This window comes from Microbacterium sp. X-17 (genome assembly GCF_039615055.1).
The window spans coordinates 1,629,784-1,653,389 of sequence record NZ_JBDHNI010000001.1; the positions used below are offsets into that span (position 1 = coordinate 1,629,784).

Consider the following 23,606-nt stretch of genomic DNA (forward strand, 5'->3'; position numbering starts at 1 on the left):
CGCCGGATGCTCGCAACGCTGTTCTTCATCGTCGCGTTCCTCCTGGTCGCGTTCGGCGGGCTCATGGCCGCCGTCGACTCGGCGCTGGCGGTGCAGTCGCGCGGCGACATCGCGGACCTGGCCGAGACCTCCCGGGCCACGAAGTCCCTCGCGGCGATTGCGGAGGATCCCGGAGCGTACTTCAACGCGATCAACTTCAGCCGCATCATCGCGGAGACCACGGCAGCCGTGCTCGTGACACTCGCCTTCACGCAGATCTTCGCGGAGTGGTGGATCTCGCTGATCCTGTCGGCGGCGATCATGACCGGCGTCTCTTTCGTGCTGGTCGGCGCCAGCCCGCGCAGCGTCGGGCGCGCCAACTCGCGCATCCTTCTGCAGCTCACCGCGCCGCTGGTGCACGGCATCCGCGTCGTGCTCGGCCCGATCCCGGGCGGCCTGGTCGCCCTCGGCAACCGGGTGACCCCGTCGCGCGCCCGGTCGGCGCCGGTCACGAGCGAGGAGCAGCTCCTCAGCATCGTGGACGAGGCGACCGAGTTCGACGTGCTGGAGGAGGACGACCGGGAGCTCATCCACTCGATCTTCGAGTTCAGCGACACGGTCGTGCGCGAGGTGATGGTGCCGCGCACCGACATGATCACGATCGACAGCTCGGCGGGGCTCGGCACGGCGATGGGGATGTTCTTCTCCACCGGCGTCTCGCGCATGCCCGTGATCGTCGGCGACCCCGACGAGGTGGCCGGCATCCTCTACCTGAAGGACGTCGCCAAGCTCAGCTACGAGAGCGCGCTCGGCGCCGACGCGCTGACGATGGGCGAGCTGGCGCGGCCCGCGCTGTTCGTGCCCGAGTCGCAGAAGGCCGACGCGCTGCTGCGGCAGATGCAGCTGGAGTCCAACCACCTCGCGATGGTGGTGGACGAGTACGGCGGCATCGCCGGCCTGGTCACGCTGGAGGACCTCATCGAGGAGCTCATCGGCGACATCTCCGACGAGTACGACCACGAGGTCGAGCTGGTGCAGCAGCTCGGCGGCGGCCGGCTCCGCGTCGCGACCCGGCTGCCGATCGACGACCTCGGCGAGTTGTTCGACATCGAGATCGAGGACGAGGACGTGGACAGCGTCGGCGGCCTCGTCGCGAAGGCGCTCGGCCGCCTGCCGGAGGTCGGCTCCACCGTCGCCGTGCACGGCCTCCGCTTCACCGTCGACCGGATTGACGGCCGGCACAAGCACGTGAGCACGGTGCTCGTGGAGCGCGACACCGCGCTGCTGCCGGAGCCGCACGAGGACGCGGCGGAAAAGCACGACCGGCGCGACAAGCCGCACAAGTCGCCGAAACATCCCAAATCCGACCGCCAGCACAAGGAGGCCCGCGCATGAGCGAGTACCACGCCGGATTCGTCTCGTTCGTCGGGCGCCCCAACGTGGGCAAGTCGACCCTGACCAACGCGCTCGTGGGCGAGAAGGTGGCGATCACCAGCTCCAAGCCGCAGACCACCCGCCGCGCCATCCGCGGCATCGTGCACCAGCGCGACGGCCAGCTCATCCTGGTCGACACCCCCGGCATCCACCGCCCGCGGACGCTGCTCGGCGAGCGGCTCAACACCCTCGTCCAGTCGACGCTGGGCGATGTGGACGTGATCGGCTTCTGCGTCCCCGCGGACGAGAAGATCGGCCCGGGCGACCGCTTCATCAACGACCAGCTGGACGATTACCCGAACGCGAAGAAGGTCGCGATCGTCACCAAGATCGACGCCGCGAGCAAGACGCAGGTCGCCGAGCAGCTCCTCGCGGTGTCGGCGCTGCGCGAGTGGGAGGCGATCATCCCGCTCTCCGCGACCAGCCGCATCCAGCTCGACACCCTGACGTCCGAACTGATGAAGCTGCTGCCGGTCTCGCCCGGCCCGCTCTACCCGGACGACGCGATCACCGACGAGGGCCTGGAGGACCGCATCGCGGAGTACATCCGCGAGGCCGTGCTGGAGGGTGTGGAGGACGAGCTGCCGCACTCGCTCGCGGTGACCATCGACGACATCATCGAGCGCGACGACAAGGATCTGGTGGAGGTCTACGCGAACCTGTTCGTGGAGCGCGACAGCCAGAAGGCGATCGTCATCGGCAAGGGCGGCTCCCGCATCCGCGACGTCGGCGCCGAGGCCCGCAAGCCGATCGAGGAGCTGCTCGGGCGGAAGGTGTTCCTGTCCTTGCGGGTGAAAGTGGCGAAGGACTGGCAGCGGGACCCGAAGCAGCTGGGGCGGCTGGGGTTCTAGGGAGGAGCGGCGTACATCCCCAGGATGATTCCGCCCCGCGGATACGTGCGAGCGCCCTCCGGCCCCGTAACGTAGAGATATGCCAGATCGCACCCGCGTCCTGAGCGCGCTCGCGCCGCACCGTTGGGTGCTCGAGCCCGCGCTGGCCGTGGTGCTGTTCGGGGTGTGGCTGGTCACCGGCCTCCCGTTCGACCTGGCCGGCGCGCTGGCGGTGCTCCTGTACTGCGCGGCCGTCGCGCTCTCGCGGGTGCTGCCGGTGGTGGCGCTGGAGATCGCGTGGCTCGCGGTCGTCGCCGAGTTGAGCGAGTCGTCAGCGCTGCCGTTGCCGCACCGGATCATCTCCGCCGTCGCCGTCGCGATCGCGCTGTTCGGGATCGCGTCGCACGGCGGAAGGGTCGTCCGGTGGTTCGGGTTCGGCTCCGCCATCCTGTGGGCGCCGGCGATGGCCTACCTCTTCACCGTGCGCGGCGACCTCAAGTTCCCGCAGTTCGGGCCGGTGATCGGCGGCTACTACACGAGCCAGGGCGTCGGCCTGCTGATGATGAGCCTGCTGCTGGCCGTCGTGTTCGTCAGCGCCTGGCTGCTCGGCTACCTCGTTGCGCGGCAGCGGGCGACCGCGACCTCCGGGCCCGTCCCGTCGCTGCTGGTCTGGCTCGCGTCGCCCGGCGGGGGCGCGGAGGCCGCGGCGGAGGAGGGCGACAGCCCGCGGCTCGTGCGCCGGCTCACCCGGCCGCAGCTCACGTTCGACATCGCCGGCGCCGTGGCCTACGTCTTCTTCTGCCTGGTGACCGACTTCACGTCCAGCCTGGTGCCGGATGCGAGCGGGCGGTCGACGTTCCTCGTCCTGATCGTGTTCGCGGTCGCCGTCGCGCTGCGCAGGATGTCGCCCGCGGTCTCGCTCGCGATCGCGTGGCTCGCGGCCGCGGTGCAGATGACCACCGGGCACAACATCCTGGTCAGCGACATCGCCGTGCTCATCGTGCTCTACGCGACGGCGCTGTACGGCGACAAGGTGGTCCGCTATGCCGGGCTGATCTCGGCCGGGGTCGGCGCGCTGGTCGCCTCGCTGTACCTGACGCTGACCTCCGCGCTCGCGCAGGGCTACTTCGACCTGCTGTCGTCCCAGCTCACCGGGATGGCGCTGCAGTTCGCGTTCCTCTTCGTCGTGAGCGCGACCGTGCTCGGGCTGTCCTGGGTGCTCGGCCTCCTGGTCCGCACCTGGCGCAACGCCCGGGCCTCCCGGCACGCGCAGATCGCGGCGGAGCTCGACCGCAACCGCGCCGAGGAGGTCGTGGTGGTCGAGCAGGAGCGCACCCGCATCGCGCGCGACATGCACGACGTGGTCGCGCACTCGCTCGCCGTCGTCATCGCGCAGGCGGACGGCGCCCGCTACGCCAGGCACGCCGACCCGGACGCGGTCGACACCGCGCTGGAGACCATCGCCGCGACCGCGCGCTCGGCGCTGGTCGACGTGCGGGTGCTGCTGGCGGAGCTGCGGCAGAGTCAGCCGGAAGGCCCGCAGCCGTCGCTCGCCGACGTCGACCAGACGGTCGAGCAGGTGCGCGCGGCCGGCCTCCCCGTCGTCATGGAGCGTCGCGGCGAGCTCGACGGGCTCGGCTCCGCGCAGCAGATCGCCGCGTACCGCATCGTGCAGGAGGCGCTGACCAACGCCCTCCGGCACGGGGACACCACCCGCCCGGTCTCTGTCGTGCTCGCCCAGGCGGGCGGCGCCGACGCGGGACCGGGCATCGTCATCACCGTGAGGAACAGCATGAAGACACCGACACCGGAACCACTCGCCACCGGCGGCCTCCCGCGCATCGGGCACGGCCTGCCCGGGATGCGGGAGCGCGCGACCCTGGCGGGCGGCTCGCTGTCCGCGGGGCCGGCCGGCGACGGGTTCGTGGTCACGGCGTTCCTGCCGGTGGTCTCGGGAGTCCGCGCATGACGGCCCCGATCACGGTCGCCCTCGTCGACGACCAGGCGCTGTTCCGCGCGGGCATCCGCATGCTGATCGGCTCGCAGGCCGACCTGGAGTTCGTGGGCGAGGCGTCGGACGGCCGGGAGGGCGTTGCGCTGGTGCGCGAGAAGCGGCCCGACGTCGTGCTCATGGACATCCGGATGCCGGTCATGGACGGCATCGCCGCCACCGCCCGGATCATGGAGGAGGCCGAGCGGGAGGGCCGGGCGCCCGCGCGCATCATCGTGCTCACCACCTTCGACCTGGACGAGGCCGCGGCGCGCGCGATCCGCAGCGGCGCCAGCGGCTTCGTGCTGAAGGACGCCGAGCCGGAGTTCCTGCTCGCCGCGATCCGCACCGTCCACGCCGGCAGCGCGGTCATCGCCGCCGGGGCCACGCGGGAGCTGTTCGAGTACTTCTCAGACACCCAGCGGGCGAAGCAGACGCCGCCGGCGTTCGCCACGCTCACCAGCCGCGAACGGGAGATCTTCGTGCTCGCCTCGCGCGGGCTCAGCAACTCCGAGATCGCCGGGTCCGAGTTCCTCAGCGAGGCGACGGTCAAGACGCACATCAGCCGCATCCTGGCGAAGCTGGGGCTGCGCGACCGCGTCCAGATGGTGGTGTATGCGTTCGAGCACGGGCTGACCGGGGGAGCGCCGGAGCGGGCGGAGTGACGGCGGCGGGGATGTCACCCGCAGATCATCCTCTGGGCTGATCCCCTGTGGCTCCTCAGCCCGATCCGGCGGCGCCGCCGGCTTCCTAGCCTGAGCGTATGGACAACCCCGACATCATGGTGGCTCGCGTCGACGGCGCGACGAAGACCTACGGCTCCGGCACCAACCGGGTCATCGCCCTCGACGACGTGACGGTCGGCATCCCGGCCGGACGGTTCACCGCGATCATGGGGCCGAGCGGCTCCGGCAAGTCGACGCTCATGCACGTCATGGCCGGGCTCGACACGGTCACCGGCGGGCGCGTCTTCCTCGGGGACACCGAGATCAGCGGGATGGGCGACGGCGAGCTGACCGTCCTGCGCCGCCGCCGGGTCGGCTTCGTCTTCCAGTCGTTCAACCTCGTCCCGACACTGGATGTGCGGGCCAACATCCTCCTCCCGTTCGAGATCGACGGCCGCCGGCCGACCCTCGTCCAGCGCGAGTGGATCGACGGCCTGATCGACCTGCTCGGCCTGACCGACCGCCTCACCCACCGTCCGCACGAGCTCTCCGGCGGCCAGCAACAGCGCGTCGCGATCGTGCGCGCGCTGGCCACCCGCCCCGACCTGGTGTTCGCGGACGAGCCGACGGGCAACCTCGACTCGCGCACCGGCCGGGAGGTCCTCGGCGTCCTGCAGGAGGCCTCCCGCAGCTACGGCCAGAGCATCGCGATGGTCACGCACGACCCGGTCGCGGCGAGCTATGCGGACCGGATCGTGTTCCTCGCCGACGGGCGCGTGGTCGCCGAGCGGGAGCGCTCGACCGCGGAGGAGATCTCCGCGTTCATGCTCGGCATGGAGGCCCAGGGACTCCGGGTCCAGGGTTCGGAGGCGCGCGCGTGATCCGCGCGTTCCGAGCGAACGCGCGCGACCACCGCGCCAGCGTCCTCGTCTCGGCCCTCAGCTCCGCGTTCGGCGTCGCTCTGCTGGCCTGCACCAACGTGCTCGGCGCGTACATCGCGGCGTCGCCGATGGGCGCGCACGGCTCGGCGCGGTTCGCGCTCGCGCTCGTCGCCGGCATCTTCTTCGTGATCGCCGTGTTCGTCGGCGCCATCGTCACCACGAACACGTTCGCGACGGTCATCGCCGGGCGCACCCGCACCATCGCGCTGATGCGCCTGCTCGGCTCGACGTCGAAGGCGCAACGCCGCTCGGTCGCGGGGGAGGGCCTCAGCGTCGGCGTCATCGGCTCGCTCTCGGGCGGCGTCATCGCCGCCGTGCTCGCGCTCGTAGCGGTGCGCGCGTTCATCTGGTGGGGCGTCCTCCCGAACACGCTGTACCCGGTGATCACGCCGTCGCTGCTCGCGCCTCCGGTCGTCGTGGTGCTCACCACCTGGGCGGCGTCGTGGATCGGCAGCCGGCGCGTGCTGACGGTCGCGCCCGTGGAGGCGCTGGGCGCGGCACAGGAGCGGCCGTCCGCGGCCGTGCGCAGCACCGGACGGATCGTGGCCGCTGCTTTGCTCATCCTGCCGGGCGCGGCGCTGCTCGGCTTGGGCCTCCTGCTCGGCCTCGGCGCCTTCGCGAAGTCCGGCGACTCCGGGCTCGTGGAGTTCGGCCGCTACGGTGTGCTGATCGCGATGCTCGGCGGGCTGCTCTCCTTCACCGGGGTCATCGTCGCCGCGCCGCTCTTCCTGCCCGCCGTGCTGCGCGGCGTCGGACTGCTGTTCGGCGCGGGTGCGGCCGGGAGGCTCGCGGCGGCCAACGCGGTGCGGAACCCGGAGCGCAGCTCGCGCACCGCGATCGGCCTCGTCATCGGCGTCACCCTGATCACGATGTTCGTCGTCGCGACGCAGACCTGGCTCACGATCATCCGCGGCGCGGCTGCGAAGGACCCGGAGCTCTACCAGGGCGCTGAGAGTGTGCTCACGGTCATCATGCTGGTGTTCAGCGGGCTGGTCGGCTTCTCGGCGGTGATCGCCGCGGTCGGCGTCGTCAACAGCCTGTCGCTGAGCGTGCTGCAGCGCCGCCGGGAGCTCGGCCTGCTCCGGGCGCTCGGGCTGAGCGCCGCGCAGGTGCGCCGGATGATCCTGGCCGAGAGCGCGCAGCTGACCGTCGCGGCCGTGCTCTCCGGGCTGGTGCTGGGCACGCTGTACGGCTGGATCGGCGCTCAGACCCTGCTCGGGCAGCTCCCGGGCGGCGGCCTCATCCCGCCGGCGATCCCGTGGCTGTTCATCGGCCTGATCGTCGCGGCGGCGGCCGTGCTCGCCGTCGGCGCCTCGGTCGCGCCGACCCGCCGGGCCACCCGCGTCGCCCCGGTGGAGGCCCTCGCGGTCGAGTAGCGAGCCTCCAGGTTTCCTGGACGCTCATCAAGCCTCAGCTATCCGCAGGCTGGGTATCCGATACTGAGGGACTGGCGCACCGGTGACGTGCCCACCATCCGTGCCGGAGCGCCTCCTGCACTTTCGAGAGGACCCACCCTGAACTGGCTCATGACCCTGAGGATCGACAAACCGCCGTTCCTCATCGCGATCGACGTCGTCGCCGTCATCCTGGCGGTGTACCTGCTCGTGCGCCCGACGTGGAAGCGCGTGCTCGCCGGGGCGATCGCGGCCGTCGGCGGCGCGCTTGTCGGCTGGTTCCTGGTGTGGCTGACGGACGACGTCTACAACCTCTTCGGCGTCGGGCTCACGCCGGTGACGACGATGTGGGTGGCCCTCGGGTTCGCCGGCATCGGCCTCGCGATCGCCAACTTCTTCCGGTCGCGGTGGTGGCGCAAGGTGATCGCGGGCGTCAGCATCCCGGTGTTCCTGATCGCCGCCTTCGCGGGCGTGAACGTCGACTTCGGCGCGTACCGCAACCTCAACGACGCCATCGGCGTCGTGCCGTACAAGGCGCTCAACCTGCACCACGAGCGCGGCGAGGTCATCGCCGGGACCGCGTGGTCGGCCTCCACCACGCAGGCGGACCCGCCGGTCAAGGGCGAGATCGGCAAGGTCACCATCCCCGCGACCCTGTCGGGCTTTCCGGCGCGGGAGGCCGTCGTCTACCTCCCCCCGGTCGCCCTCGGCCCGAACCCGCCCGCGCTCCCGGTGCTCTACGCCCTCTCCGGCCAGCCCGGCGCTCCCGCCGACATGTTCACGGCGGGCCGGATCGGCAGCTATCTCGACGCCTACGCGGCCAAGCACAACGGCTACGCGCCGATCGTCGTGGCGCCCGACCAGCTCGGCGGCCCCGGCCGCAACCCGATGTGCATCGACTCCCGGGCCTTCGGCGACTCGGCGACGTACCTGCTCAAGGACGTGCGCTCCTGGATCACCACGCACCTGCGGGTGAGCAGCGACCCGGCGGCGTGGGGCGTGTTCGGCTACTCGCAGGGCGCCACCTGCGCCGCGCAGTTCGCAGTGAGCCGGCCGGACCTGTTCGGCTCGGCCCTGGCCTCCTCCAGCGAGCTGGGCCCGACGCTCGGCAACGTGACCCTCACGATCGCGACCGGCTTCGCAGGCTCGCACAGCGCCTTCGAGGACGCCCAGCTCGGGCCTACGATGAAGGCGCACGCCCCCTACAAGAACACGCTGATCGTCTTCGGCGCTGGTCAGAACGACGCCAAGTACACTGCATTCGCGAAGACGCTGCACTCGGACGCCGTCTCCGCCGGGATCCGCAGCGACCTCCTGATCTCGCCCGGGACGGCACACGATTGGAACACGGTGCGCTACACGCTGACGGACGGCTTCCCCGCGGTCGCCGCTCACATGGGGCTGGCTCCGTGACCGATGCCGTGACAACGGGGGGCGGCGCGCCGGCGAACGGCGGCGCGCCGGAGGACGCCGCTGTGCGCACGCAGGAGCCTCCTGCACGCCCGCCGGAGCCTCCCGCGCGCGCCGGCGGCTTCGCCGGCGCGATGGGACGCCTCGGCCGGCTGATCGCGACGCACCCCTTCACTGCCGGCCTGACGGCGCTGATCCTCGTGCTCGCGCTGGTCACCGGCCCGATCCACGGCCCGCACCGACCGCTGCGCGTCTGGCTCGGCGTCGGGCCCGACCAGCTCATCGACGGCCACTGGTGGGCGCCGGTCACCGCCGTGCTGTTCACGAACAATCTCGCCGAGCTGATCGTGGTGCTCGTGCTCACCGTGCTGCTCGTCGGCGTCTCCGAGCAGCTGATGGGCGCGTGGCGCACGGCGCTCGCCTTCTTCGCGACGTCGGCCGTGGGGATCGCCGCCGGCGTCGCCGTCCAGCTCCTCGGCTCGCAGACGGGGGAGATGTGGTCGCGCAACGTCCACCACCTCGTCGTCCTCGACGTGTTCACGGGAATCGCCGGCACGATCATGACTGCGAGCGCGTTCGCCGGCGCGTTCTGGCGCCGCCGCATCCGCGTCATCACGATGCTCATCGCGATCATGTACCTGCTGTACTCGGGCGACCCGTCCGACCTGTACCGGCTTCTCGCGGTGCTCGCGGGCTTCGGCCTAGGCGTGCTGCTGCGGCCGCACGAGCACCTCCGCCTCGGCTGGCGCCGCTCGTCCCATCACGAGGTCAGGGTGCTGCTCGCGTCCGCCGTGACGATCAGCGCACTCGGCCCCGTCATCGGCCTGCTGAGCCAGTCGCGCTACGGGATGCTGTCGCCGATCGGCCTGCTGTTCTCCAACGACGTCCCGGCCACCGGCAGCGTGCTGGAGCGCTGCCAGGCGTTCGCGGTCACCCGCGACTGCGTTCACGACCTCACCCTGGAGCGGATCAACGGCATCGGGCCTGTCCTCATCTCGGTGCTGCCGCTGCTCGCGCTGCTGGTCGCCGCGTACGGCCTCCTGCGCGGACGACGCTTCGCGGTCTGGATGGCCGTGTCGGTCAACGCGCTGCTCGCCGTGCTCTCCGGGCTCTACTTCGGCATCCTCCCGTTCGCCGACCCGCGCCCGACGGTGTCGCCGCGGTACTGGGAGGTCACCTTCATCCTGGCGCTGTCGGCGCTCGTGCCCGTCACAATGGCGATCCTGCTGGTCGCCTACCGCCGGCACTTCACCGTGCTCGCCACCGCCCGGTCGGTGCGGCGCTACGTGCTCACCGTGGCGCTGACCGGCGTCGGCCTGATCGGGCTGTACGTTCTGGTCGGCTGGCTGCAGAAGGACACCGGCTTCACCCGGCCGATCGACATCACCGACCTCCTCAACGACGTGCTGGAGCGGTTCATCCCTGTGAGCTTCCTGCGCCGCGAGCCGCTGCAGTATCTGCCGACGACGCCGCTGGCGACCGTGGTCTACCACAACATCGGCACCGTGTTCTGGCTGGTCGTCATCCTCGCCGCCGTCCCGTTCATGGTCGGCCGCGGCGCGTGGCGGCGCTCGATCGGCGACGCCGGGCGCGTCCGGAATCTGCTGGAGCGCGGCGGCGGCGACGCCATCTCGTTCATGGTGACCTGGCCGGGCAACAGCTACTGGTTCGACTCCGCGACGGGAGGCGCCGTGGCGTACCGCATCGTCGGGCGCGTGGCGCTCACGACCGGCGCGCCGTTCGGCGCGGACGAGGCCGTGCACGACGGCGTCATCGAGCGCTTCGCGCGGTTCTGCGACGACAGCGGCTGGATCCCGACCTTCTACAGCGTGGACGCCGCGTACCAGCCGGTCTTCGACCGGATGGGCTGGTCGACGATGACGGTCGCGGAGGAGACGGTCATCCGCCCGCAGCAGTGGGCGACGACCGGCAAGAAGTGGCAGGACGTCCGCAGCTCGATCAACCGTGCCCAGCGCGCGGGCATCCGCTCGGAGTGGACCAGCTTCGGCGCGCTGCCGCTGAGCGCCGCCGTGCAGCTCTCGGACATCTCCGAGCAGTGGGTCGCCGAGAAGGACCTGCCCGAGATGGGCTTCACCCTCGGTGGGCTGGACGAGCTGCGCGACCCGGCCGTGCGGCTGATGCTCGCGGTGGACGAGTCCGGCCGTATCGAGGGCGTGACGTCCTGGCTGCCGAGCTACCGGGACGGCCACGTCGTGGGCTGGACGCTGGACTTCATGCGCCGCCGCCCCGGCAGCATCAACGGCGTCATGGAGTTCCTGATCGCGGAGGCCGCCACCCGGATGAAGGAGGACGGCGTCGAGTTCATGAGCCTCTCCGCCGCTCCGCTCGCCCACACCGCCGGCACGCCCGACGACGCCAAGAGCGGGATGGACCGGGTGCTCGGCTACCTCAGCACGTCACTGGAGCCGGTGTACGGGTTCCGCTCGCTGCTCAAGTTCAAGCAGAAGTTCCAGCCCGAGCTGCACCCGCTGATCATGGCCTACCCCGATCCGGTCGCGCTCCCGGCGATCGGCGTCGGCCTGGTCCGCGCTTACCTGCCCGACCTCTCCGTGCGGCAGGCTGCCGCGCTGGCGGTGGGACGCGGCTGATGCGGCGTCGTGGTACCGTGGTTTCTGTGTACGGTCTGCTCCTTCTTAGCTGCCGCGACGAGTCCTAGTTCCGGGCCTCCCTCGTCGCGGAGTTCGTCGTTGGCTCTCCACACCACACCGCGAGGAGAAGACAGACCATGAAGAACACGCAGGCGCCGAGCGCCATGCCGATCCACAAGTACCGGCCCTTCCACGAGCAGATCACCGTCGACCTGCCCGACCGCACCTGGCCGTCCAAGCGCATCACCCAGGCGCCGCGCTGGTGCGCCGTCGACCTGCGCGACGGCAATCAGGCCCTCATCGACCCGATGAGCCCCGAGCGCAAGCGCATCATGTTCGACCTGCTGGTGCGGCTCGGCTACAAGGAGATCGAGGTCGGCTTCCCGTCGGCCAGCCAGACGGACTTCGACTTCGTCCGCAGCCTCATCGAAGAGGGCGCGATCCCCGATGACGTCACCATCCAGGTCCTGACGCAGTCGCGCGAGCACCTGATCAAGCGCACCTACGAGTCGCTGGTCGGCGCCAAGCAGGCGATCGTGCACCTCTACAACTCCACGAGCATCCTGCAGCGCGACGTCGTGTTCCGCACCGACCAGCAGGGCATCGTCGACATCGCGCTGGCCGGCGCGCGGCTGTGCCGGCAGTTCGAGTCGCTGGTGCCCGGCACCGAGATCTACTACGAGTACTCGCCGGAGTCGTACACCGGCACCGAGCTGGAGTTCGCCGCCGACATCTGCAACCAGGTGCTGGAGGTCTTCGAGCCGACGCCGGAGCGCAAGGTCATCATCAACCTGCCCGCCACGGTCGAGATGGCGACGCCGAACGTCTACGCCGACTCGATCGAGTGGATGTCGCGGCACCTGAACCACCGCGAGAACGTCATCCTGTCGCTGCACCCGCACAACGACCGCGGCACCGCGGTCGCCGCGGCCGAGCTGGGCTACATGGCCGGCGCCGACCGCATCGAGGGCTGCCTGTTCGGCAACGGCGAGCGCACCGGCAACGTCGACCTGGTCACGCTGGGCGTCAACCTGTTCACGCAGGGCATCGACCCGCAGATCGACTTCAGCGACATCGACCAGATCAAGCGCACCGTCGAGCACTGCAACCAGCTGCCGGTCGGCGAGCGGAGCCCGTGGGGCGGCGACCTGGTCTTCACCGCGTTCAGCGGCTCCCACCAGGACGCGATCAAGAAGGGCTTCGAGGCGATGGCCGCGCGGGCCGAGCGCGAGGGCGTCTCCGTGGACGACCTGGTGTGGGCCGTCCCGTACCTGCCGGTCGACCCGAAGGACCTGGGCCGCAGCTACGAGGCGGTCATCCGGGTGAACTCGCAGTCCGGCAAGGGCGGCGTCGCGTACCTGCTGAAGACCGATCACGCGCTGGACCTGCCGCGCAAGCTGCAGATCGAGTTCTCCGGCGTCGTGCAGGCCAAGACCGACGCCGAGGGCGGCGAGGTCACGAGCGCGCAGATCTGGGACATCTTCCAGGACGAGTACCTGCCGGCCCCGGCCACCGATCCCGACGCCAAGTGGGGACGGTTCGAGCTGGGCAGCACGAGCACCACGAACGAGACCGGCGAGCACGTCACCCTCACGGTGGCGCTGCGCGACGGCGACACGGTCGCGAAGGCCACAGGGGAGGGCAACGGCCCGATCGCCGCGTTCTTCGACATCCTGAACGCCCGCGGGATCAACGTGCACCTCTACGACTACTCGCAGCACACGCTGTCGGCGAGCGAGTCGGCGCAGGCGGCGGCCTACGTGGAGGTGGATGTGGACGGTGTCCGGCTGTGGGGCGTCGGCATCGACGGCGACACCACGACGGCGTCGTTCAAGGCAGTCGTGTCGGCCGTGAACCGTGCGGTGCGGGCGTCGGCCGGCCACACCGCGGAGAAGGCTGAGCTCGTCGGCGCCTGACCCGCAGACAACGGAGGAGATCCCGGTCCAACCGACCGGGATCTCCTCCGTTAACCGCCGTTCAAGCAGTCACGCGCGCAGATCTCCTCCGTTGTCCACAGGCCTGTCCTCGATGCGATACCGCGGGATGGCACCGGTGTCGGTCCGCTCGATCGTCCGTTCGGGGCTCGGGCGGCGCCCGAACGCCATCCAGGCGGGCGCGCGCAGGCGGCCGAGCTCGCGCTGCTCCGGCAGGCTCCAGCCGAAGCGGACGGCGAGGAGGCGGATGATCAGCGTCACGATCACGCAGACCAGCACGGCGACGGCGAAGGGCACCTTCAGGTCGACCAGCACGACGAGCACGATCGTGCCCGCGCCGGCAGCGACCGCGTAGAGCGAGCCGACATGCATCAGCGCGATGGGGAGGGTGAGCAGCACGTCGCGCAGGATCGACCCGCCGACCGCCGAGACCACGCCGACGAACACCGCGGGCACCTCCGGGAGCCCGAGCGCGAGCGCCTTCGTCGCGCCGATCGCGCCGAACAGCCCGATCGTGAGCGCGTCGAGGAAGGTGATGATCGGGTCCAGCCTCCGGAACAGCCGCACCAGCAGCATCCCGAGCAGCGCAGAGACGACGGTGGCCGGCAGGTACCAGTTGGACTGCAGCGCCACGGGCGTGACGTTGAGCAGGATGTCGCGCAGCAGGCCGCCACCGAGACCCGTGGCCACGCCGATGATCGCGATGCCGAGCAGGTCGAGCCTCCGGTCGCGGAAGCCGGAGGCGAACATGGCGCCCTGCAGGCTGCCGACGCCGACGGCGACCAGGTCGCCCCAGAGGGGGATCGTGAAGGCCGCGGATGTCACCAGTCACTTGTATCACGCGGGATACTGGAGTCGTGCCTGTCTACCGTGATGAAGTCGTCGTGCTGCGCACCCACAAGCTGGGTGAAGCCGACCGCATCGTCACCATGCTCAGCCGGCAGCACGGGAAGATCCGCGCGGTGGCGAAGGGCGTCCGGCGCACCGCCTCCAAGTTCGGGTCGCGGCTGGAGCCGTTCATGGTCGCCGACGTCCAGCTCTACGAGGGCCGCACGCTCGACATCGTGACGCAGGCGGAGACCATCGGCTCGTACGGCGCGCTGATCGCGGACGACTACGCCAGCTACACGGCCGCCAACGCGATGGTGGAGGCCGCCGACCGGCTGACCGAGGCCGAGGCGTCCCTGCAGCAGTACCTCCTGCTCGTCGGCGCCCTCCGCTCGCTGTCGCGGCACGAGCACGGACCGCAGCTCACCCTGGACTCGTACCTGCTTCGCGCGCTGTCGCTCGCGGGCTGGGCGCCGAGCTTCCTGGACTGCTCGCGCTGCGGCGCCCCTGGCCCGCACGACCACGTCGTGGTGCAGCTCGGCGGCGTCGTGTGCGACGACTGCGCGCCGCAGGGCGCCCCGCGGATCGACGCCGGGACCATCGCGCTGCTCGGCGCGCTGCTCACCGGCGACTGGGAGCTGGCCGACGCCTCCGACGACTCCACCCGCTCGAAGGCGAACGGCCTCGTCGCCGCGTACACCCAATGGCATCTGGAGCGCGGCCTGCGCTCCCTGCAGCACGTCCAGCACGATCAGAAGGCGAGTGGATGACGCCCAAGCCCTACACGCACAAGGACGCGGTCGCCTACCGGCCGGTCGACTGGACGGGCCTCTACCCGCCCGCCTTCCCGGCGAAGGCGGTGCCCGAGCACGTCGCCATCGTGATGGACGGCAACGGCCGCTGGGCGAACCGCCAGGGCCTCACGCGCATCGAGGGGCACCGCGCCGGGGAGGCCTCCCTGCTGGACGTGGTGGCCGGCGCCATCCAGGTCGGCGTCAAGCACCTCAGCGTCTACGCGTTCTCGACCGAGAACTGGAAGCGCTCGCCCGACGAGGTGCGCTTCCTGATGGGCTTCAACCGGGAGGTGCTGCACCGCCGGCGCGACCAGCTCAACGAGTGGGGCGTGCGGGTCCGCTGGGCCGGCCGCACGCCGCGGCTCTGGTCGTCGGTCATCAAGGAGCTGCAGTACGCCGAGCGCCTGACGGCGGGCAACGACGTCCTCACCCTGACGATGTGCGTCAACTACGGCGGCCGCACCGAGATCGCCGACGCCGTGCGGTCGATCGCGGAGGACGTCGCCGCCGGGAGGCTGAAGCCGTCGGCGGTGGGGGAGAAGACCATCCAGCGGCACCTCTACCTGCCGGACATGCCGGACGTCGACCTGTTCGTGCGCAGCTCGGGGGAGCAGCGCACCAGCAACTTCCTCCTCTGGCAGAGCGCGTACGCCGAGATGGTGTTCCTCGACACGCTGTGGCCGGACTTCTCGCGGACCGACCTGTGGAACGCCGTCGAGATCTTCGCGCGGCGCAACCGGCGGTTCGGGGGAGCGGTGGACACGCCGGACGACGTGGCGCTGTAGCCGCGGAATAACTGCAGCGCTGCACCGTTGTCCCCTGACGTGAGCGAACCCATCAAGATCGACATCTGGTCCGACATCGCGTGCCCGTGGTGCTACATCGGCAAGCGCAAGTTCGAGGCGGGCAGCGGGCTGTTCTCCGGCGCCGGCGAGGGCCGCGCGGTGGAGGTCGAGTACCACTCCTTCGAGCTGTCGCCGGATACCCCGGTGGACTTCGACGGCAGCGAGGTGGACTTCCTCGCCGGGCACAAGGGCATCCCCGCCGAGCAGGTGCACCAGATGCTCGACCGGGTGACCGCGATCGCCTCCTCGGTCGGCCTCGACTACGACTTCGGCGCCCTCCAGCACACCAACACGGTGAAGGCGCACGAGCTGCTGCACTTCGCCAAGGCGGAGGGCAAGCAGCTGGAGCTGGCGGAGCGGCTGTTCCAGGCCTACTTCATCGAGGGCGGCCACGTCGGCCGCGCCGAGTCGCTCGCCGACCTCGCGGCCTCGGTCGGGCTCGACCGGGAGGCGGCGCTGGCCGCGATGGATTCCGGTGAGTACCTGGACGCCGTGCGTGAGGATCAGCGCACGGCCGCCGAGTACGGCATCAACGGCGTCCCGTTCTTCGTCATCGAGGGGAAGTACGGCGTCTCGGGCGCGCAGGACGCGGCGACGTTCGCGCAGGTGCTGGAGCAGGTCTGGTCCGAGCGCGCCGCGACTCCGGCGGAGGTCGACGCGTGAGCGCCGCGTCCGACGCGCCGGCGCCTGCGCCGCGCCCGACGCTCGCCGTCCTCGGCGACCCGGCCGCCGCTGCCTGCGACGGCGACGCGTGCGTCCTCCCCGGTGGCGTGCAGGACCGGGGTCCCGACACGCCGTAACGTTTGGGTCAGAACGTCGTGTTGCGTCCCCGTTCCGCCAGGGCGGCGCGGACGCGGGCGATAGCGACGGCGGCTCCGTTGTCGAGATGAGAGCGGTTGATGCGGACGACCCGCCAGCCGGAGCTTTCCAGCGCCCAGATCCGATCGATGTCGCCGTAGTACTGGCGGGCGTCGGTGCGGTGGTGGTCGCCGTCGTACTCGACGACGATCTGCGGCTCCGCATAGACAAGGTCGCCGTGCAGCTCCCTTCCGGATGCGACGCGGATGGGACGGTTCACGACCGGCTCAGGGAGCCCGGCGCCGACGAGAGACATCCTCAGCACCGTCTCCATCGCGGAGTCGGTGTCCGGGCGCACGTGCGCGAGCGCGCCGCGGAGTCTGTTCACACCCGGCCGATTCCGGGCGGCGTCGGCGGTAGCGCGCAGGATGGCCGACGTGGAGAGCGGGCTCTTACGTCGCAGGCAGGAGTCGCCCGCGACGATGAGCTCATCGACGGTCAGCGTTGCGGCGAGCTGGCACAACACGTGTTCGACTCCGGGCACGCGCAGGCCCGTGTGGAGTCGGAGATCGTCCGCGGTCAGGCTGGATTTATGGCCGATGACGCCCTGACCGCGGGGTGCACGGCGCCCCTCGAGGGACGCGACGTGGAGCTCGATGCTCTCGTGCAGTCGACGGGGGAGCGACAGACCGTAGATGATCGCCGCCGTCTGGTGGCTGAAGCACTGAGACCGTGCCATGACCGCCCGGTACGCCACGCATCGCGACCGAAAGCCACCGTCGTATTCGGTTTCCGGGACCCGCGCCCCGTGGAAAGGCGCGACGAGATCCGACCTGCGTAGCCGGGCCGACGGTACCCCGGCGGCGGTCGCCGCCGCGACGGAGAACGCGGGCGAACGCAGCAGAGGCGGAAGGGGCTCAGGACGACGCATCCCCACACCTTGCCAGGCGCCCGACGCGCCCTCCGACTTATCCACAGGCGCCGTCGCGGAACGGGGTCGCAACATGCCGCGAACGCGCGGCGGTAACGGCGTATTGCGACCCCGGTCTCGGTTACTCGGGGTCGGTGATGTCGGCGAGGGTGGCGGCGAAGCCGGCCAGGAGCGCGTCGGCGTCCACGAAGAGGGAGTAGCCGTGCTCGCCGGCGCCCATCGACACGGTGCGGCCGGCCACGGTCGTGTCCGCGATCACCGGCCACGCGGTCGAGCTGCCGAACGGCGTGATGGTTCCGCGCTCGTAGCCGGTCGCGGCGAACGCCACCGACGCGTCCGGGAGCTGCAGCTTGTTGACGTGGAGGACGGCGCGCAGCTTCGGCCAGGAGATCTTGCGGCCACCCGGGACCAGCGCGAACACGAAGGTGTCGTCGCTGCGCTTGACCACGAGCGTCTTCACGATGTCGCCGGGCTGGATGCCGAGCAGCGCAGCAGCCTCCTCCAGGCTCCGGGCGGCGGGCCGCTCGACGATCCGCACGGGGATGCCGCGGGCCCGGGCATCCTCCTCCACACGTCGGCGTCCACCGCCGGTTTCCACAGCTTCGGGGCTCTCGGCCATGTATCAGCACGCTTTCTGGGAGAATCGACACAGATGTCTACTACCGCCACCCTAGCTCCCCGCACGGAGACGAGCCCCGCCCTGCGCATCGGGCCGCTCGCGCTCGACGTGCCGGTCGTCCTCGCGCCCATGGCGGGGATCACGAACACCGCCTTCCGCCGGCTCTGCCGCGAGTTCGGCGCCGGCCTCTACGTGAGCGAGATGATCACGTCCCGCGCGCTGGTCGAGCGCACGCCAGAGTCGCTGCGCCTCATCACCCACCACGAGTCGGAGACGCCGCGCAGCATCCAGCTCTACGGCGTCGACCCCAAGACCGTCCGCGAGGCCGTCACGATGCTCGTCGCGGAGGACCGCGCCGACCACATCGACCTCAACTTCGGCTGCCCGGTGCCCAAGGTCACCCGCAAGGGCGGCGGCGCGGCGCTGCCGTGGAAGCTGAACCACTTCCGGGAGATCGTGGAGGGCGCCGTCGCGGCGGCGGGCGACATCCCGCTCACCGTCAAGATGCGCAAGGGCATCGACGGCGACCACTTCACCTACCTGGAGGCCGGCAAGGCCGCGGAGGGCGCGGGCGTCGCGTCGATCGCGCTGCACGCCCGCACGGCGGCCGAGTTCTACTCCGGCCACGCCGACTGGTCCGCCATCGCGAAGCTCAAGGAGACCATCACCGGCACGCCGGTGCTCGGCAACGGCGACATCTGGTCGGCGGCCGACGCGATCCGCATGGTGGAGGAGACCGGCTGCGACGGCGTCGTCGTCGGCCGCGGCTGCCTCGGCCGGCCGTGGCTGTTCGGCGACCTGGCGGCGGCGTTCCGCGCCCGCGCCGGTGAGATCAGCGCCGAGGAGGCCGCGCTCGCGCAGGCCCACCCGACGCTCGGGCAGGTGGCGGCGACGTTCCGCCGGCATGCCGAGCTGCTGGTCGAGTTCTTCGAGAGCGAGGAGCGCGGCTGCCGCGACATCCGCAAGCACGTCGCCTGGTACTTCAAGGGCTACCCGGTCGGCGGCGACCTGCGCGCCAGTCTCGCGACGGTCGACACGCTCGCCCACCTGGACGACCTGCTGGCGACGCTCGACTGGAGCCAGGTGTACCCGGGGGAGGCGGCGGAGGGCCAGCGTGGCCGAGCGGGTTCGCCCAAGCGTCCCGCCCTCCCCGAAGGCTGGCTCGACAGCCGCGAGCTCGCGGGCAGCGCCCGTGCGGAGGTCGCCGAGGCGGAGGTGCACAACAGTGGCGGATAGCGCGACGGCGACGCTCGACAGCGTCCCGGCCGACGGTTACAGCGAGCGCGACCGGGAGCGCTGGCTCCCCGAGCACCACTCGAGCCGCCGCAGCGACTTCGCCCGCGACCGGGCGCGCCTGCTGCACTCCAGCGCGCTGCGCCGCCTGGCGGCGAAGACCCAGGTGCTCAGCCCCACGGCGGGCCTCGACTTCGCGCGCAACCGGCTGACGCACTCCCTGGAGGTCGCGCAGGTCGGCCGCGAGCTCGCGGCGAGCCTCGGGCTCGACCCTGACATCGTGGACACCGCCTGCCTGGCGCACGACATCGGCCACCCGCCGTTCGGTCACAACGGCGAACGCGCGCTCAACACCTGGGCGGAGGACATCGGCGGCTTCGAGGGCAACGCGCAGACGCTGCGGCTGCTCACCCGGTTGGAGCCCAAGGTGTTCGGCCGCGACGGCCGTCCCTACGGGCTCAACCTGACCCGCGCCAGTCTCGACGCGAGCTGCAAGTACCCGTGGCCGGAGACCAGCTCGGTCGCCGACCCGAGCGGGCGCGCCAAGTTCGGCTTCTACGCCGACGACCACGCGGTGTTCGAGTGGATGCGGGACGGCTCGCCCGAGCGCCAGCGCTGCATCGAGGCGCAGGTGATGGACCTCTCCGACGACATCGCCTACTCCGTCCACGACTTCGAGGACGCCGTGGTCAACGGCTACATCGACGTGGCGGCGCTCGGCAGCCGCGTCGACCACGACGACCTGGTCCGTTCGATGTACGAGTGGGTGGGCGGCGAGTTCAGCCATGACGAGCTGATCGCGGCCTTCGACCGGCTGGACACCCTCGACATCTGGCTCGACCGCTGGGACGGCTCGCGGCGCGCGCAGGCGCACCTGAAGAACCTCACCAGCCAGCTCATCGGCCGGTTCGCGCACGCGGCCGTCCACGAGACGAAGCACCGCGCGGGCGGCGTGGAGCTGCGCCGGTTCGGCGCCGACGTCGTCGTGCCGGACGCCATCCGGGCGGAGATCGCGGTGCTGAAGGGCATCGTCGCCACGTTCGTGATGTCGCGCAACACGCGCCAGCCGATCTACGCGCAGCAGCGGCAGGTGCTGATGGCGCTGGCCGACGTGCTGCTCTCGCGCGGTCCGGAGGAGCTGGACCCGGGATTCCAGGAGGACTGGCGGCTCGCCGGCAGCGACGCGGAGCGCAAGCGCGTGGTGGTGGACCAGGTCGCGAGCCTGACCGACCAGTCCGCGCTGAGCTGGTTCGAGCGTCTCGTGCAGCACTGATCCGGCGCGCCGGGCCTGGGCTTGAATAGACAGCCCGGGTGCAGAATGCTTGAGGGACGGCGACGGAGGAGAGACGATGAGCAGCCCACAGCCACCGGCGGACGGTGACCGGCCCACGGAGGCCGAGTCCGGCGCGGCGGCGGAGCACGCGCCCGCCCCCGACGGATCCGCGCCCGCCTCGCGGCCCGCGGCTGCGAAGCGCACGCCGGCCCCGCGCAAGCGCACCCCGAAGACGGAGCCCATCTCGCCGAACGGCGAGGCCCCGGAGATCCTGGACGCCATGCTCGGCAAGGCCGCGACGGAGGACACGGTGGAGGCGACGACGCCTGCGAAGCCGCGCCGTCGCCCGGCCGCATCGCGCGCGAAGACTACGACGGCGCCCGACACCTCCACGTCGCCGGTGGAGCCTCCCGTCGAGGAGGACGCAGCCGAGCCGCACGAGACGGAGGCCACGACCGCGGTCCTCCCGACCGCCGACGACTTCTACCGCGTCCCGACCGCCGAGACGGAGCTCCTGAACCCTGCGGCTGCGGCGGGCGAGGAGCCGGCCGAGACCGAGCTGCTGCCCACGTCGCCAGCGGCCGAGCCGGTGCCGGTCGGAGCGGTCTCCGAAGACGCCACGGCCGATGCCGCCGCCGCGGACGCCCCCGCTGCGGCCGCCTCGCACGCGAACGGCGCCGCCGTCGGCGAGGACGCCCCGCCGCCTCCCGCCGCCGGCCCGCACGCCCCGCGGCCCGGCCGCACCATGAACGACCTCGCCGACCGCCTCGACGACTCGCGGTTCTTCTCGTCGCTGTTCGATTTCACCTTCACCAGCTACGTGACGCGCAAGCTCGCCGGTCCCGTCTACGTCGTCGGGCTCGTGCTGATCGGCCTCGGTATCGTCGTGGGCTTCGCCAACAGCCTCGGCATCGCGATCGCCACCCACTCCCCGGCCGGCGCGTTCGCGTTCCTGCTGGGCATCCTGGTGACGCTCGTGGCCGCCATCCTGAGCGTGCTGCTGCTCCGGGTGACCATCGAGGTCTTCTGCGCGATCATCGAGATCGCCCAGAACACGCGGCGCAGGCGCCCTCCGCGCGACTGACGTCGGCTGCGCTCACTAGAATCGACTGCATGGCAGGCCGGATTCGACAGAGCGACATCGAAGAGGTCAAGGCCCGTACCAACATCGCCGACATCATCGGCGACTACGTCAGCCTGAAGCCGGGCGGCGTCGGCTCGCTCAAGGGCCTGTGCCCGTTCCACGACGAGAAGAGCCCGAGCTTCAACGTCCGCCCGGGCGTCGGCCGCTACCACTGCTTCGGCTGCGGCGAGGGCGGCGACGTCTACGCGTTCCTGGTGAAGCTCGACCACGTCTCCTTCACCGAGGCGGTCGAGCGGCTCGCGGGCCGGATCGGCTACCAGCTCCACTACGAGGAGGGCGGGGGAGGCCCGAGCGAGTCGAGCGGCAACCGCGCCAGGCTGCTGGCCGCGAACAACGCGGCGGAGGAGTTCTTCCGCGAGCGGCTGGCCGCGCCGGACGCGGACCCCGGCCGCCGGTTCCTGGGCGAACGCGGCTTCGACGCCGCGGCCGCCTCGCACTTCGGCGTCGGCTTCGCCCCGAAGAGCTGGGACGAGCTCACCAAGCACCTCCGCGGCAAGGGCTTCAGCCCGGACGAGCTGCTGGCCGCCGGCCTCGTTTCGCAGCGCGACCGCGGCGTCTACGACCGCTTCCGCGGCCGCCTGGTGTGGCCGATCCGCGACGTGACCGGGCAGACGATCGGCTTCGGCGCCCGCCGGCTGCTGGAGGACGACAACGGCCCGAAGTACCTGAACACGCCAGAGACCGCGGTCTACAAGAAGGCGCAGGTGCTCTACGGGCTCGACCTCGCCAAGCGGGACATCTCCCGCAACGGGACGGCGACGATCGTAGAGGGATACACCGATGTCATGGCGTGTCATCTCTCCGGGGTGACAACTGCGATCGCCACCTGTGGAACGGCCTTCGGAAGCGAGCACATCCGGGTCCTGCGGAGGGTCCTGGGCGACCAAGACTACGACAGCACGCAGCGGTCGGTGGTATTCACCTTCGATGGCGACTCGGCCGGTCTCAACGCGGCTGCGAAGGCCTTCGCCGAAGAGCGGAGCTTCGTCGCCCAGACCTACGTCGCGATCGCTCCGGATGGGCTGGACCCCTGCGATCTGCGGCTCAAGGGAGGCGACTCGGCCGTCGTGTCGATGGTGGAGCAGAAGCGCCCGCTCTTCGAGTTCATGCTCCGTCGCATCGCCTCCGAACACGACCTCGAGACCATTGAGGGCAAGGCGAACGCCGTACGCGCAGGTGCGCCGATCCTCGCGAGCATCCGCGACGACGCTTCCCGTGACGGATACGTGCGGCTGTTCGCGAAGCTCACAGGCGCCGAGCAGCGCGATGTCTGGAAGGCGGTCCGTGCGGGGGGCCGGCGACCTGAGGCCGGGCCGGCCTCCACTCCCGCGCCGCCCGACGCGCCCGCGCCGATAAGAGAAGCAGACCCCACCGACCTCACGCAGCGCACCGAGCGCGAGAGCCTCATGGTGCTGCTCCAGCTCCCGGCCGAGGTCGGAGCCGAGCGCGCCGCCCGCGTCGTGCAGGTGCCGTTCGTGAACCCGACCCACGCGGTCGTCCGCGACGCGATCGCCATCCAACTGCCGTCCATGGCCGACCCCGGCTGGGTGGACCGCATCCTCGCCGAGGTGCCGCAGGCGTACGCGCCGACCGTGAACGCCCTGGCGGTCGGCGCCCTCCCTCAGGCCGGGACCGATGTGGGCCGCTACGCGCGCTCCATCCTGGACGGCCTGATCGACCGCGATCTGCTGCGCGAGAAGGCCGAGCTGACCTCCCGCCTGGCGCGCACCGACCCGCAGAACGCCGAGCTGCGGCGGTCGCTGCAGGTGGCGCTGGCGTCGATCGATCGTGAGCGGATGCGGCTGCGCGGCGAGTAACGCGGCACAATAGATCATCGCCACCGTCCGACGACGGAATCCAGGGCAGTGTGCGCAAATGCGCGCGGAATTGTTGCGCCGTTGTAAAGATTGCGCCGCGATCCGCGGCAAGATGCGTACTCGGCGCGGCATTCGTGC

General features: G+C 71.1%; 20 protein-coding genes. 17 read left to right on the plus strand and 3 right to left on the minus strand.

Annotated features, from left to right (window positions below; all coding sequences use genetic code 11):
* Positions 1-6 precede the first annotated feature (6 nt).
* The 9 genes from ABCS02_RS07900 (at position 7) to leuA (ending at position 13,168) form a co-directional block, all read left to right on the plus strand.
* Positions 7-1,374 carry a hemolysin family protein gene (locus tag ABCS02_RS07900; RefSeq protein WP_345835036.1) on the plus strand — a complete coding sequence of 456 codons (1,368 nt, stop codon included), beginning with the start codon at positions 7-9 and terminating at the stop codon, positions 1,372-1,374.
* Positions 1,371-2,264, plus strand: a complete 894-nt coding sequence (era, locus tag ABCS02_RS07905; RefSeq protein WP_345835037.1) for a GTPase Era — start codon at positions 1,371-1,373, stop codon at positions 2,262-2,264. Before ABCS02_RS07900 ends, era begins: the two co-directional genes overlap by 4 nt.
* A 79-nt stretch (positions 2,265-2,343) precedes the next feature.
* Positions 2,344-4,212, plus strand: a complete 1,869-nt coding sequence (locus ABCS02_RS07910; protein ID WP_345835038.1) for a histidine kinase — start codon at positions 2,344-2,346, stop codon at positions 4,210-4,212.
* Positions 4,209-4,898, plus strand: coding sequence for a response regulator transcription factor (locus ABCS02_RS07915; RefSeq protein WP_345835039.1), 690 nt, complete (start codon positions 4,209-4,211; stop codon positions 4,896-4,898). Before ABCS02_RS07910 ends, ABCS02_RS07915 begins: the two co-directional genes overlap by 4 nt.
* Positions 4,899-4,996: 98 nt before the next feature.
* Positions 4,997-5,779 carry an ABC transporter ATP-binding protein gene (locus ABCS02_RS07920; protein ID WP_345835040.1) on the plus strand — a complete coding sequence of 261 codons (783 nt, stop codon included), beginning with the start codon at positions 4,997-4,999 and terminating at the stop codon, positions 5,777-5,779.
* Positions 5,776-7,215, plus strand: a complete 1,440-nt coding sequence (locus tag ABCS02_RS07925) for an ABC transporter permease (protein WP_345835041.1) — start codon at positions 5,776-5,778, stop codon at positions 7,213-7,215. The genes ABCS02_RS07920 and ABCS02_RS07925 overlap by 4 nt, the downstream gene beginning before the upstream one ends.
* Before the next feature lie 150 nt (positions 7,216-7,365).
* Positions 7,366-8,646 (plus strand): alpha/beta hydrolase-fold protein, encoded by a 1,281-nt coding sequence (locus ABCS02_RS07930; RefSeq protein WP_345835042.1) that lies wholly within the window; start codon positions 7,366-7,368, stop codon positions 8,644-8,646.
* Positions 8,643-11,252, plus strand: a complete 2,610-nt coding sequence (locus ABCS02_RS07935; RefSeq protein ID WP_345835043.1) for a DUF2156 domain-containing protein — start codon at positions 8,643-8,645, stop codon at positions 11,250-11,252. The genes ABCS02_RS07930 and ABCS02_RS07935 overlap by 4 nt, the downstream gene beginning before the upstream one ends.
* A 137-nt stretch (positions 11,253-11,389) precedes the next feature.
* Positions 11,390-13,168 (plus strand): 2-isopropylmalate synthase, encoded by a 1,779-nt coding sequence (leuA, locus tag ABCS02_RS07940; protein ID WP_345835044.1) that lies wholly within the window; start codon positions 11,390-11,392, stop codon positions 13,166-13,168.
* A 69-nt stretch (positions 13,169-13,237) separates the two neighbouring features.
* On the opposite strand, the gene ABCS02_RS07945 is transcribed toward leuA, so the two are convergent.
* Positions 13,238-14,011: a TRIC cation channel family protein gene (locus ABCS02_RS07945; RefSeq protein ID WP_345835045.1), complete on the minus strand. Its 774-nt coding sequence runs from the start codon at positions 14,009-14,011 to the stop codon at positions 13,238-13,240.
* 32 nt (positions 14,012-14,043) lie between these two features.
* On the opposite strand from ABCS02_RS07945, the gene recO reads away from it, so the two are divergent.
* The 4 genes from recO to ABCS02_RS07965 are packed head-to-tail and all read left to right on the plus strand — an operon-like array spanning position 14,044 to position 16,453.
* Positions 14,044-14,784 carry a DNA repair protein RecO gene (recO, locus tag ABCS02_RS07950; protein WP_345835046.1) on the plus strand — a complete coding sequence of 247 codons (741 nt, stop codon included), beginning with the start codon at positions 14,044-14,046 and terminating at the stop codon, positions 14,782-14,784.
* Complete coding sequence (locus ABCS02_RS07955; RefSeq protein WP_345835047.1) at positions 14,781-15,593, plus strand: isoprenyl transferase; 813 nt, start codon at positions 14,781-14,783, stop codon at positions 15,591-15,593. Before recO ends, ABCS02_RS07955 begins: the two co-directional genes overlap by 4 nt.
* Before the next feature lie 39 nt (positions 15,594-15,632).
* The gene (locus ABCS02_RS07960) at positions 15,633-16,316 is read left to right on the plus strand and encodes a DsbA family oxidoreductase (protein WP_345835048.1); all 684 of its coding nucleotides are present in this window, start codon (positions 15,633-15,635) and stop codon (positions 16,314-16,316) included.
* Complete coding sequence (locus ABCS02_RS07965) at positions 16,313-16,453, plus strand: hypothetical protein (RefSeq protein ID WP_345835049.1); 141 nt, start codon at positions 16,313-16,315, stop codon at positions 16,451-16,453. The genes ABCS02_RS07960 and ABCS02_RS07965 overlap by 4 nt, the downstream gene beginning before the upstream one ends.
* An 8-nt stretch (positions 16,454-16,461) precedes the next feature.
* Here ABCS02_RS07965 and ABCS02_RS07970 read toward each other — a convergent pair whose 3' ends face one another.
* Positions 16,462-17,190 carry a DUF559 domain-containing protein gene (locus ABCS02_RS07970; RefSeq protein ID WP_345835050.1) on the minus strand — a complete coding sequence of 243 codons (729 nt, stop codon included), beginning with the start codon at positions 17,188-17,190 and terminating at the stop codon, positions 16,462-16,464.
* Between the two features lie 313 nt (positions 17,191-17,503).
* A complete protein-coding gene (locus ABCS02_RS07975; RefSeq protein ID WP_345835051.1) occupies positions 17,504-18,001 on the minus strand; it encodes a YbaK/EbsC family protein in 498 nt (165 codons plus the stop codon).
* A 33-nt stretch (positions 18,002-18,034) separates the two neighbouring features.
* Here ABCS02_RS07975 and dusB point away from each other — a divergent pair, with 33 nt between their 5' ends.
* The 4 genes from dusB to dnaG all read left to right on the plus strand — a co-directional run bounded on the left by dusB (position 18,035) and on the right by dnaG (position 23,468).
* Positions 18,035-19,237, plus strand: coding sequence for a tRNA dihydrouridine synthase DusB (dusB, locus tag ABCS02_RS07980; RefSeq protein WP_345835052.1), 1,203 nt, complete (start codon positions 18,035-18,037; stop codon positions 19,235-19,237).
* Positions 19,227-20,507, plus strand: a complete 1,281-nt coding sequence (locus ABCS02_RS07985) for a deoxyguanosinetriphosphate triphosphohydrolase (RefSeq protein WP_345835053.1) — start codon at positions 19,227-19,229, stop codon at positions 20,505-20,507. Before dusB ends, ABCS02_RS07985 begins: the two co-directional genes overlap by 11 nt.
* A gap of 76 nt (positions 20,508-20,583) precedes the next feature.
* Positions 20,584-21,591, plus strand: coding sequence for a DUF4282 domain-containing protein (locus ABCS02_RS07990; protein ID WP_345835054.1), 1,008 nt, complete (start codon positions 20,584-20,586; stop codon positions 21,589-21,591).
* A 29-nt stretch (positions 21,592-21,620) separates the two neighbouring features.
* On the plus strand, positions 21,621-23,468 hold the full coding sequence (dnaG, locus tag ABCS02_RS07995; RefSeq protein ID WP_345835055.1) for a DNA primase: 1,848 nt from the start codon (positions 21,621-21,623) through the stop codon (positions 23,466-23,468).
* The last annotated feature ends 138 nt before the right edge of the window (positions 23,469-23,606 follow it).